Genomic DNA, 11,688 nt, shown 5'->3' with positions numbered 1-11,688 from the left:
GCTCAAACGGTTGCCTCAAGCCCATCCGCCTCCCGCCTGTGCCTCGAAGCGCAAACGAGAGACTTTAGACACGCGGATTGAGTTCTCCAAAGTGCTCAGATTCTCAGCGTGAGACACCTAAAAGTTTTCTGCACCACTAAGCCAGCGAACCTTGGACAGACGTTTCGACGTTGGACATTCTGCATGAAGATTTGGTGTTTGACTTACGTCCACTTGCTGACAACGAGCTGGCTGACGTTCAGGCAACCTACCAAGTTAGTAACCCTGGTCCAGATACGACTGTCGATCTACTCTTTGTAGCCCCTAACCTGGAAGCCGGTCAGGTCCAACTGAACGGTGAATCCGCGATTACAGCAGTTGCCATAGATGCGGTTCCCATCCCAGAGGACTGGGCAACACCTGCATTCTCACCCTCAGAAACAAACGGCCTGAAGTTTACGCTGCCACTCAGTCAGGGAGAGCATTCAATCTCGGTTCAATACGCCACACTGCCGGATAGCGATGATCAAAACATCTATCGCATCCACACGTTGAACTACTGGTTGGCTCCGGCGCGGCAATGGCATTCTTTTGGCACCCTTACAGTGGACATCTTTACGCCTCCGGGGTGGAAAGCAAATTTTGTGCCCGACATTCCCAAAGTAGGCAAGAATCACTGGCGTCAAACTTTCAACGGATTACCCAGTGACAGCATCATGCTTTCGTCCTACCTAACCCTGCCTGCTTACGTGAAATTCTTGCGGTGGATTTTGGTTTTAGGCAGCTTTGGCATATCAATCTTGATCGTTTGGCGTAGCTATCGTTGGGTAGGTCGCCTTTCTAAGCAGAAACAGTGGTCCCAGGGTTGGCTGGTACTTGCCTTCTTATTACTGATTCCCCTCGGCGTGCCGCTGTTTTGGATGATTACTGGATTGGGGGTTTATGCGTCTGAGTCTTTGTTAGACAGTTGTCATTTGGCAGTCGGATATGCCTATGGCCGGCTATACCTGTTTGCATTTTTGGGACTGTTGGGAGGCGCGATCGCGCTTGTTACTGCGATCGCAGGTTTTGCCAACGGACACCGAATGTCCCTGACGACAAAAGCTTAACCCGTAGAAAAGTGGCCAATTTTTAGAACAATAGCTTCTTTTCTACTACGACAACCAACAAAAAAGATGCCCCCCGGGGGGGGAGCACCTTAGCATTCGTTGAGAGGAGAACACGGACACTTAACTTTGTAAGCCTCCAAGTTGATTCCATTCTACCTTGTTGCAAGTGTTTGTCAATAAAGTCGCAGCTTGTTAAGAATCTATTTCGTTTGCACAGAAGTTATCGTCGTCAAGACTTTTGGCATTTGGCAGCCCAAAGAATCCTGCGCGATGATTTTTGCTGGCAAGCTTTCTGAAATTTCTTCTCAATTAGTGGAATAGGTAAGGTTAATGGAGATCGGGCTAACCTCCAACTTAAAAATTTTCACTTGATCATATCGTTAACCTGGGCTGCACCAACAACACAGCCCAGTCAGATAGTTAGCTAAATCCTAGATAGCATCGGCGGTTACCGCCGTCTGTGTATCCTTCCGCAAGTATGCCTGAATAAACGGGTCGAGGTCTCCGTCCATCACGTCATTGACCGCAGTGGTTTCTTCACTGGTCCTCAAATCTTTCACCATCTGGTAAGGGTGAAAGACGTAGTTACGAATTTGGTTTCCCCAAGCCGCTTCCACCATATCACCACGAATTTCGGCAATTTCCTGAGCCTGTTGCTCTTGAGCAATAATTAGCAGCTTTGCCTTCAGCAGCGCCATTGCTTTTTCTCGGTTTTGCAGCTGCGATCGCTCCTGCGTACAGCGCACAGATATTCCTGTCGGCAGGTGCGTCACCCGCACAGCCGTCTCAACCTTGTTGACGTTCTGCCCCCCAGCTCCCCCTGATCGGGAGGTTTTGATCTCTAGATCCTTGTCGGGAATATCTATCTCAATGGACTGGTCAAGAATGGGCATCACTTCGACCCCGGCAAAACTGGTCTGCCGTTTGCCATTCGCATTAAAAGGGGAAATTCTCACTAGGCGATGGGTTCCCTTCTCGGCTTTCAGATAGCCAAACGCATATCGTCCCTGAATCTCCAGCGCCGCTGACTTTAGGCCAGCCTCATCCCCTTCCGATAGTTCGACCAGCGCTACTTTATAGCCCTGCCGTTCCGCCCATCGGGTATACATCCGCAGCAACATCTCAGCCCAATCCTGAGCATCGGTGCCGCCTGCCCCAGCATTGATGGTTAGCACGGCCCCTGTTTTGTCATAAGGACCAGACAACATCTGCTGCAACTCCCATTGGTCTAAAGCCTGCTCCATATCAGCAAGCGTACTCTGGGCTTCGACCAACAGTGCCTCATCAGAATCCTCTTCTAACAGTTCCAAAATGGCTTCTGCATCGTCTAAATTAGACTGCCAGGTTTTCAGTTGTTCAAGCTGCGCTTTATGATCATTCAGCTCTTGCAGGATCTGCTGCGCTTTTTCTGGGTCATCCCAGAGTTCGGGCTGAGCAGCCAGCTGCTCCAGATCTTTGATTTTTGCCTGCGTTGCATCAACGTCAAAGATACTCCTGAGCGTTGCTCAGGCGCTGCGTCAACTTTTCAAGATCTCGCTTTAAGTCTGTAGTCTCAAGCATGGTAAATATACTCAATCAAAAAGACGGCTAACCAATTTCTCCAGTGAACTCGGCGTGGCTTCAGTTCAACGCCAAAGTGATTCTGCTTGTTTTGTTTGGTCGGCAATATATTCTACAAATTTTAGAACGCAATGCTTGAGTTGCCTGTCTTGCATTAAGAGTCGCGCAACGAAGAGAAGCCTGATTGGGAAGACTCAGCTGCATTGGCTGCTAACTTATGGTCTCGCTTATCCTGTAAAGCAATTAGAATCCTCTGATGACGTTGCCGATTGATGGGATATCGATAGGCGAACCAGACGCTAAGCGCCAGCAGCACAGCGGGCAGTGGACCAATGAGTAGACGAATCGCCCAGAGGGTCTGAGTAGGTTGCGAGGCAGCGTCGGCAGTGAATCCGGTGAAGTGCAGCATCGTACCGGAAGCAAATAGAGCGATCGCAACTCCTAGTTTTTGCAGAAAGACAACTGCGCTGAAATACAGACCTTCTCGTCTTAAACCAGTTTGCAGTTCATCCAAATCAACAACATCAGGCAGCATGGAAAAAGGCACCATGTACATAGTGGCGACACCAACCCCAGCCAAGACCCCTAGAAGGTACATCATGGTGACCTCTCCAGGCTGAATGGTAATTAAGGCCGTTAGAGCACAGATCGCCAGCGGTGCACCTAGCAGAAACACCGTCCGCTTGTCGCTGAACTTGGCAACTCGTTCCCAGACAATGACCATCGCGATCGCCGTCCCCTGAACCGTCAGCGCCATTCGGGCAAAATGGCTCTCGGGTAAACCCATCCAGGTATTCACAAAATAGGGCAACATCGCTGCTGTTAATTGAATACCAATCCAGCCACAGAGATATAGCCCCAAGATTTTCCGAAAAGCCGAGTTTCGAAAAACACTGCGAATTTCTTTGATCAGGGAATTAGAGTTAGTCTGAGTGTTGAGTTGAGGACGATTAGCCTTAACTTGCCAATAGCGGCGGTAGGTCCCTACAACGCAAATCACGATCATGAAGACGGCCAAGCTAGCCGACAATCGACCTAGCAGGTGAAATTGTGCTTTAGGATCAGACACCCGTTCAAACACAATTTGGGCCATGACTAGCCCTAAAATACTGCCACCGATACTGAAAGCCGACTTCATAGCAATCAGCGCAGTTCGTTCGTCGTAATTGTCAGACAGTTCAGCCGCGAGGGTGGTGTAAGGAAGCTGTACTGCGGTCAGTGATGCAAAGGCAAACAGAGACAGCGTTGCGTAGTACATGAAGAGACCCCACTGGGTCTCTACCGGAGGCACTGTCCACAAGAGGACAAAGCAAATCGATAGGGGAATTGCTCCACCTAACATCCAAGGAAAGCGACGACCAAGGGGTGACCGGGTATGATCGCTCAGCCAGCCCACTAGCGGATCGTTGATGGCGTCCCAAAGACGGCCAAACATTAACACTCCGCCTGCCAGGATAGGATTTAATCCCGCTACAGTTGTAAAAAAGTACAGTACGAAAAACGCTGACAAGCTAGAGGGAACAGCCGCTGCAAGTTCTCCTGTGCCATAGGCCAGTTTGACCGAAAAAGGTAGAGGCGGCAGTTTCCGCAAGGGTTTGCTCTCCTAGAAAATTAAGATTGAAAGTCCTATGACTCGACTGTCATCCTGTTTTGCATCTGAGAATGCCATTCGAAAACAACCTCAAATTCGAGGCAAACTGCTTCAGCAACACCCAAACATCGCTTGAGGTATAACCTCAGCGCTAATGGTTTTATAGTTTTACCTGTTTGGCCGGGGAGCGCAACTCTCTAAATTCTCAAGCAGAGTCGGTTTTGATATTCAGAGCTTCCGAAACTTCATCAGAGCACGGGGTATCAAACCATTCTACCTGATAAGCGTCGAGTTCCAGCTTGGCATGACGCTGTCCAACTTCTCGCGATCGCCCACAAAATAAATCTAGCGGAGTCATTGCAGCATCAAGAAACGTCGCTTGCCTGGTCAGCGATCGCACGAGCACACTCGGCACCTCTTTCACTAGCCATCGAGCTATCCGTCGAGACCATTGCTGACGGCTCAAATAGGGCTGTAGCGAAACACCATGCAGCTCATGTAGATAGGCATTAGATCGTCCGTAACGCTGCCACTGACCCTTCAATTCCCGCAAAGTAGACCGGTGGCGATGACGCACAACCGCTGCCTCAGCAAAGTAAAATTGCCAATTGCCACTCATCTGAATACGCCAGCAGAGATCGGCGTCTCCCCCGGTTGTCAGATAAGGTCGAAAGAGGCCGGACTTCTCAAGTGCAGTCCGTCGTACCGCTAGATTTGCCGTCTGCCCATAGGGATGAAAGGGATGGGCGATCGTAAATTTTTGCGAGAGAATCTCTTTGCGATCAGCGTAGCGCTCCAGCAGGCTATCTCCCGGCAGTGCCTTGATTTCACCAGCAACTAACCCGATCTTCAAATCCTCAAACGGCTGCACCATCGCAGCCAACCAGCTCGGCTCAGGCCGACAGTCAGCATCTGTAAAGACAAGAATTTCGCCTTGAGCCGACACAATGCCTCGGTTTCTAGCTGCGTAGGAGCTTTGAATGTGAGGTTCTGAGAGAGGAATTAGAGTGATGCCTTGACGCTGTGCTCTTGCTGACAACGCTTGTAACTGTTTAGCAGTCGCATCTGTGCTGTTGTTATCGATTAGCAGATATTCAACCTGACTAGAGGCAAATGTTTGGTGCAGCAAACAAGCCTCCAACCCCGGTAAATCGCCTACACCGTTGTAAATCGGAATGATGACAGAAACCTGTGGTGGGGTCATCACATCGTCCGTCAGATTGAACGTTGGTGCAGATGAAGCCATATCAATGGTGAAGATACCAAGCACAGTAAAACAGTCTGGAAGAAATATCTTCTCTAATGCGAGAGTTCCCTATTCGCTAATAAGGCATACCAAAAGACACGGTGTTCCTCAGAAAAAATAGGGTGTTACTTTTGAAGAGCGGTAGCTGCTACAGCTGAAGTTCATGACAGTATCTGACGATAATCGCAATTTTCAACAGCGTGTTTTAGAGCAGCTCGATACGCTCACGCAAGAAGTTCAAGCAACTAACGGACGTCTTGATCAGCTTGAGCAGGATTTGAAGGATGAAGTTAAGCGCTGGGACAACCGCTTTTTTGAATCTACTCGCAATGAGTTGAGCTTGACTCGTACGATTATTATCACGGCTGGAGCCGCTGTCATCTTCGCACCGCTGATTCGCGAACTGGCTCCTGCGATCGCGGCTTTTCTCAGCAATACGTCAGCGTCCTGATGGCTGTCATCACCACAGTAAGAGAATCAGAGTCCAGATACCAAAGTTTTCTTCAAACCAGGAATATCCCCATTTAGCTACAACGATTTTGGCGCTGACCGTTATTGTGTAATAAGTCCTTTATGCCGTTCTGCGGTTTCCCCGTGCCACTCGGCTTCAGTCCTTATTGCGAATAACTATCATGTCTAGCCAGCGTCCCGATGTTCTCTTTATAGTCCTGGACACGCAGCGAGTTGATCGCCTTTCTTGCTATGGCTATCCCCATGACACCACTCCTAACATTGACGCTTTCGCAGCCAACGCCACCCGCTTCAATATGGCGATCGCTCCGGCTCAGTGGACGGTACCTTCCCACGCCTCCATGTTCACCGGGGTGTATCCCTCTGAGCACACCATGACTCAGTCTTACTCGGTCATGCCAGATGATGTGCAAACGCTGGCGGAACGGCTGCAAGATAGCGGCTATTTTACTGCTGGTTTCTGCAATAATCCCCTCGTCGGTGTCGTCAACAACGGCTTGCGGCGCGGTTTTCAAAGCTTTCTTAATTACAGTGGTCTACTGACCTCTCGTCCCAACCAGGCAGGCGTATCTTCAGGCCTTATTGGACGCTATCGCCAATGGTTTAAGCGACAAGTTTCCGGCGTGATGACCAAAATTCAAGATGCCTTTGCTCGCTCTGACTGGTTACTGGCCCTGTCTTTTACGCCACTGATGGTCCCACTTTGGCAAACCGCGCTTAGTTTCAAGGGCAACACTGCCAAATCCTTGGAAGATACAGCAAGACTGCTGCGCGATCGCTCCAACACTGCTCCCGACCAGCCTATCTTTGCCTTTGTCAACCTGATGGGCACTCACATGCCCTACCATCCGCCTCGGGAGTACGTTGAAAAGTATGCGCCCCACGTATTGCGAGATCGCGACGCTCGCAGTTTTCTCCAGCGCTTTAACAATGACGTCTATGGTTGGCTAGCACCCCTGACTGGGGACCTCAACGACGACCAGAAGAAAACCTTAGATGGTATGTATGATGCTGAAGTCGCATACCAGGATGCCCAGCTTGGCAACTTTTTCAAAACCTTAGAAACAGCTGGCTGTCTTGATAACACCCTAGTTATCATCTGTGCCGACCACGGTGAACATTTGGGTGAAAAGCAGCTTATGGGTCACAGCCTCTCTATCTATAACGAGTTAGTTCGGGTGCCACTCATCATTCGGCAACCCGGACAAACTGCTGCCGATGCAGCTGTGATTGAGCCTGTGGTTTCTACGCGCCGTCTCTTCCAAACCGTCCTTGATGTGACAGGACTTGCCACTGATGCAGAGAAATCCTTAACCCTACTGCCACAAAAGCAAGGTACTTATAAAACGGATCACGTTTTTGCCGAAGCGATTCCACCGCAAAATGTGGTCAACCTCATGCAGAGACGACAACCTGATTTGGTGCGCGATCGCGCCTGCGATCAACCGCGTCGAGCAGTTTGGATGGGAACTCATAAACTGATTGAAACTGGCAATCAGTCCATCGAACTCTATGACGTTCACGAAGATCCCCAAGAAACCCTCAACATCAGCGCCATCTTGCCAGAGAACGTTGAGGTCTTACAGGAGTGCCTGCAATCTTTCGCTGGAGAAATTAACGGCTATGGAACCCTTGTGAGTACTCGCCGCGCTCCAGGCTACGACGATCCTGAAGTGCAGCAGCGTTTACAGGATTTGGGATATCTGGAAGACTAGCCGAAGACTAGCTCTGATCGTAATGCCGCAGTTTTCGACATCAGATTTCGACAATAACAGGGGCGTGATCGCTGGGTTTTTCCCGTTCGCGGGGGGCAACGTCAATAGTGCAGTTAGTGGCGCGACTGTATAGCAGAGGAGACAGGTAGTGGTGATCGATGCGCCAGCCTCGATTACGGCGGAAAGATGCAGCCCGATAGTCCCACCAGCTGAAGTGACCGCCATCCTCATGAAACTTGCGAAAGGCATCTTTCAGGCCAATCGCGAGCACCGCTTGTAGCGCTTCTCGTTCCTGTGGGGATGCCATAATATGGGTTTCCTTGCCCTTCGGATCGTGAATATCACGGTCTTCTAGGGCAACGTTGAAATCACCACAAACTAGCAAAGATTCGTTCTCTGCCAAAAGCGTTTCTAGATAGGTCTTGAGAACGCCCAACCAACGCAGCTTGTAGTCATACTTATCGCTGCCTATTGATGAACCATTAGGAACGTATAGGTTCACAATACGGACACCATCTAAAACACCAGTCAGTACCCGCTTCTGATCATCTAAGTCGCCCACATTATCACCTCCGACCACCGGTGTAAATCCAGCCCTCACGTCTTCTAAAGGGGCACGACTGAGAATAGCAACTCCGTTGTATGATTTCTGACCGCTTACGTTGGCAACATATCCAGCTTCTTTGATTGACTCTAGTGGGAAGTCCTGGTCAACGACTTTGGTCTCCTGCAAACAGAGGACATCAACTGGATTTTCGCTGAGCCAATCAGTGACATGAGCGAGGCGGGTACGGATAGAGTTAACGTTCCAGGTAGCAATTTGCATACAGCCATGAAATTAAACGGAATACTTCGCATGGTGTCATATATAGCGATCCTATTTGAATTTTGAAGAGGGTTTTCCTTGGAAAAACTTCATTCAAAAAGCCTTCTCACCCTCAGAAATTATCTGAGATGGCTATAGCGGGAACTGAGAGAATCTTGTCAGAATGCATTAGCAATTCAAACTTTTCACAATGCCCGCCTTTGAAGAGCCCTTGCAAGGGGATGCTTTAGTTAAAGAAGTCTGCCGTCGCATTCGAGTAGCCCGCAGCTACTGGGACGCTCACAACAATGCGGCTTGCCGCCGAGAGCGAGAAAAAGCACTGGCACTTTACAATACCCTCACCAAAGCTGAGAAAGAAAAGATCCCCCAAGTGCTCAGAGTATGGCTCCGGTACCGCAGTGAAAAATACTTCGGTGCTCACCGAACTCCGCCAGGCGGCAACCGTCGCAGCAGCAAAGGCAAAAAGAAGCGATCGCGCTAATAATCCGCTGTCCTGCCCTTTTCCCTTCTAAGCTAGTCCATGACCTATTCACATCAAGAAGATGGACATACAGTGGCAAACAGCCCAAGAATACGAAGACATCCTCTATCACAAAGCTGAAGGCATTGCAAAAATCACTATTAATCGTCCCCAAAAGCGCAATGCCTTTCGCCCTAAAACAGTCGTCGAAATGTATAACGCTTTTGCTGATGCGCGGGAGGACACCAACATCGGCGTAGTTCTATTGACTGGAGCTGGACCTCATACTGACGGGAAATATGCTTTTTGCGCCGGCGGCGATCAAAGCGTGCGCGGCAAAGGCGGCTATATAGATGAGACGGGCATGCCTCGACTCAACGTCCTTGATCTCCAGCGGTTGATTCGATCGCTGCCTAAAGTTGTGATCGCTCTCGTCGCGGGATATGCGATCGGAGGCGGTCACGTACTTCATGTTTTGTGTGACCTGACGATTGCAGCAGATAACGCAGTTTTCGGACAAACTGGGCCTAAAGTTGGCAGCTTTGATGGTGGATTTGGAGCGAGCTATCTGGCAAGAATCGTTGGGCAGAAAAAAGCCCGAGAAATCTGGTTTTTGTGTCGTCAATACTCTGCTCAGGAAGCCCTAGAAATGGATTTGGTAAATACCGTTGTGCCCGTCGAGAAACTAGAAGCAGAGGGCGTACAGTGGGCTAGGGAAATCTTGGCAAAAAGTCCAATTGCCATTCGGTGTTTGAAAGCCGCCTTCAACGCTGACTGTGATGGACAAGCTGGATTACAAGAATTAGCAGGCAATGCCACATTGCTCTATTACATGACCGAGGAAGGTGCCGAGGGTAAACAGGCGTTTTTAGAAAAGCGATCTCCCGATTTTCATCAGTACCCGTGGCTACCCTAAAAGAGAAATGCCGAACAGACTGAGGCAGCTGTTCGGCATTTATTAATTTCTCAAAATGACCAGTTCCATCATCAGGCTGATTCAACAAAATCAGGACTCTCAACAACGCTAAGGTCGCGGCGAGCCAACTTTAATCCCTCAGGCCATGCAGTCGCCACCGACGGTTGAGCGACATGAGGTTGAGTCACAGTGCTTATTGGTTCCGAAAAAACAGGATTTGCTAAAGAACACGCAGTCCATCGTCCCTGCACAGGTACGTTAAGCTGGCCACAATGACCGCCACGTCGCCCTTCCAAAGTGAAATGACGACAACGTTGACAGCAAGAGACATCGAACTGAGTTATGTCCATTAGAGAATCCATCCAGAAACATGGTAATCATTATTGTCGCTATAGACACCCTTCTCTTTTGAGAAGAAAAAACGTAGCAGTCTCAATCCTGACAATGCTTTCAACCCCTTATCGTCTCATCCGGCTTTTTATATTCTCTTCATGATTTCTTTAAGAATATATATCTGCATTCTATTCCAGGTAAACTTGTCCGCTTTTTTCGCCATAGCCACGGGGATCACTTCAAACCGAGTAGAAAACAGTCGTATTTAAGTTCAAATAAGTCTGAGGTTGATGTAAGAATCCATACCCAAATCCACTTTTGGCAAATAAATTAAGACCTAAAATCATTCGTGGCGAAAATGCTTTTCGATGCTGGGATCAAGCGTAACTCACTCGTCTCTCTCAAGTTTTTGCTATCACTCTCGCTTCATCTAGATAGCAAAGACAAGCCTAATCAATTTTTATTTTTCCCAAGAGTCCAGATGTGCTTGAGAATAGTTCATAAAGAGAACCTTAAAAGTATGCCAACAAACAAAAGCAGTTTTGTTTGTTGCTACTCTCAAAGGGTCTTGTTGATTTTGGTCAAAATGCCGCTGCAGTCACTTTAGGTCAATCAAATTCATATTGATTTAGACGTCCAAAATCCACACAGTTGCTCACCGCAGTTCGCCCCATGCTTGGGTGGATACGGGTTTTAACGGTTGTGCCATTGATGGCTTACACAAATGGCGCACACTGACCACCGCTGTAATTCCTGAGTTGGACAGGGACAGTGACATCGGGGACACCGACTCTGGCTAGCAAGCTGATTTCGTTTCTGGATGGCCCACTGCTGGAATGCGGCTTTAGCAGTTTGGGGTGATGGTTGCCGCAGTGACTTCTTGCAAGCACCACCCCAACTGGGATGTTCCGTTAGCATTTGTTGAGAAATGGGTTGCGATCGCTGAGTCACCTGCTGCCATTTTGCCGTGGAAAACCGCATATCCCGAATTTCGGTTTTGAGGTTGGGCAATCTCTGATGAAGCTTTTGCAAAATTCTCAAGCGCTCGAACGTCAACGTTTGTGACCAAGCTGCACTAGAAACAGAAACTTGTAGAGCACTCCGATAAATTTTTATAGGCTGACTATGTTGGGCTACAGCCTCTCCCACAAGCTGAGGCCAAACCGCAAGTATTTGGCGCAAACCCGATGATGCTCGCCACTGCGGCGATCGCTCCAAATTCTTCATTAGAGCCTGAAGGGGTTGCATCTCGTTAGTCATCCTAAACCTGACATTGGGTTCATATAAACCTTGTTTACAAGCGTCAATTAAATCGCCTTCGAATCTGAGGTTACTGCCTAGTCATAGGACTTCAGCGCCACTACTAGAGTAAACGCTGGAATAATCACCCCAGATGTAGGGAACTTCCCCCACATTTTCATAATATCGCTCAAAAACCATGTTCATTTTTGAACAGACGTTGCTATAACTAAATGCGAGTTC

At 48.9% G+C, this 11,688-nt stretch carries 11 protein-coding genes; 5 read left to right on the top strand and 6 right to left on the bottom strand.

Going from position 1 to position 11,688, the window contains the following annotated elements; genetic code table 11:
- Positions 1-170 precede the first annotated feature (170 nt).
- Positions 171-1,088, top strand: a complete 918-nt coding sequence (locus PN498_RS07995) for a hypothetical protein (protein ID WP_272062193.1) — start codon at positions 171-173, stop codon at positions 1,086-1,088.
- A 431-nt stretch (positions 1,089-1,519) separates the two neighbouring features.
- Here the strand turns inward: PN498_RS07995 and prfB are convergent.
- The 3 genes from prfB to PN498_RS07980 form a co-directional block, all read right to left on the bottom strand.
- A protein-coding gene (gene prfB / locus PN498_RS07990) for a peptide chain release factor 2 (protein WP_272062192.1) occupies positions 1,520-2,648 on the bottom strand; the annotation gives its coding sequence in 2 pieces (ribosomal slippage) (positions 1,520-2,572 and positions 2,574-2,648; 1,128 coding nt in all).
- A 154-nt stretch (positions 2,649-2,802) separates the two neighbouring features.
- A complete protein-coding gene (locus tag PN498_RS07985) occupies positions 2,803-4,239 on the bottom strand; it encodes an MFS transporter (protein WP_272062191.1) in 1,437 nt (478 codons plus the stop codon).
- A 205-nt stretch (positions 4,240-4,444) separates the two neighbouring features.
- Positions 4,445-5,485: a glycosyltransferase gene (locus tag PN498_RS07980; protein WP_272062190.1), complete on the bottom strand. Its 1,041-nt coding sequence runs from the start codon at positions 5,483-5,485 to the stop codon at positions 4,445-4,447.
- Positions 5,486-5,648: 163 nt separating this feature from the next.
- Between PN498_RS07980 and PN498_RS07975 the strand changes: the two genes are divergently transcribed.
- Positions 5,649-5,936: a hypothetical protein gene (locus tag PN498_RS07975; RefSeq protein ID WP_272062189.1), complete on the top strand. Its 288-nt coding sequence runs from the start codon at positions 5,649-5,651 to the stop codon at positions 5,934-5,936.
- Between the two features lie 181 nt (positions 5,937-6,117).
- Positions 6,118-7,671, top strand: coding sequence for a sulfatase family protein (locus PN498_RS07970; RefSeq protein ID WP_272062188.1), 1,554 nt, complete (start codon positions 6,118-6,120; stop codon positions 7,669-7,671).
- Between the two features lie 40 nt (positions 7,672-7,711).
- On the opposite strand, the gene xth is transcribed toward PN498_RS07970, so the two are convergent.
- Positions 7,712-8,497 carry an exodeoxyribonuclease III gene (gene xth / locus PN498_RS07965; protein WP_272062187.1) on the bottom strand — a complete coding sequence of 262 codons (786 nt, stop codon included), beginning with the start codon at positions 8,495-8,497 and terminating at the stop codon, positions 7,712-7,714.
- A gap of 190 nt (positions 8,498-8,687) precedes the next feature.
- Here xth and PN498_RS07960 point away from each other — a divergent pair, with 190 nt between their 5' ends.
- Together PN498_RS07960 and menB are read left to right on the top strand one after the other, a co-directional pair.
- Positions 8,688-8,978: a Precorrin-3B methylase gene (locus PN498_RS07960; RefSeq protein WP_272062186.1), complete on the top strand. Its 291-nt coding sequence runs from the start codon at positions 8,688-8,690 to the stop codon at positions 8,976-8,978.
- A 61-nt stretch (positions 8,979-9,039) separates the two neighbouring features.
- Positions 9,040-9,873 carry a 1,4-dihydroxy-2-naphthoyl-CoA synthase gene (menB, locus tag PN498_RS07955; protein WP_272062185.1) on the top strand — a complete coding sequence of 278 codons (834 nt, stop codon included), beginning with the start codon at positions 9,040-9,042 and terminating at the stop codon, positions 9,871-9,873.
- Between the two features lie 71 nt (positions 9,874-9,944).
- On the opposite strand, the gene PN498_RS07950 is transcribed toward menB, so the two are convergent.
- Together PN498_RS07950 and PN498_RS07945 are read right to left on the bottom strand one after the other, a co-directional pair.
- Complete coding sequence (locus PN498_RS07950; protein WP_272062184.1) at positions 9,945-10,223, bottom strand: hypothetical protein; 279 nt, start codon at positions 10,221-10,223, stop codon at positions 9,945-9,947.
- 676 nt (positions 10,224-10,899) lie between these two features.
- Positions 10,900-11,454 carry a DUF721 domain-containing protein gene (locus PN498_RS07945; RefSeq protein WP_272062183.1) on the bottom strand — a complete coding sequence of 185 codons (555 nt, stop codon included), beginning with the start codon at positions 11,452-11,454 and terminating at the stop codon, positions 10,900-10,902.
- Positions 11,455-11,688: the final 234 nt, after the last annotated feature.

Origin of the sequence: Oscillatoria sp. CS-180 (genome assembly GCF_028330965.1) — a bacterium.
GTDB lineage: Bacteria > Cyanobacteriota > Cyanobacteriia > Phormidesmidales > Phormidesmidaceae > Halomicronema.
The sequence above is the reverse complement of the archived record's forward strand: the minus strand, read 5'-3'. Positions and strand labels throughout refer to the sequence as shown.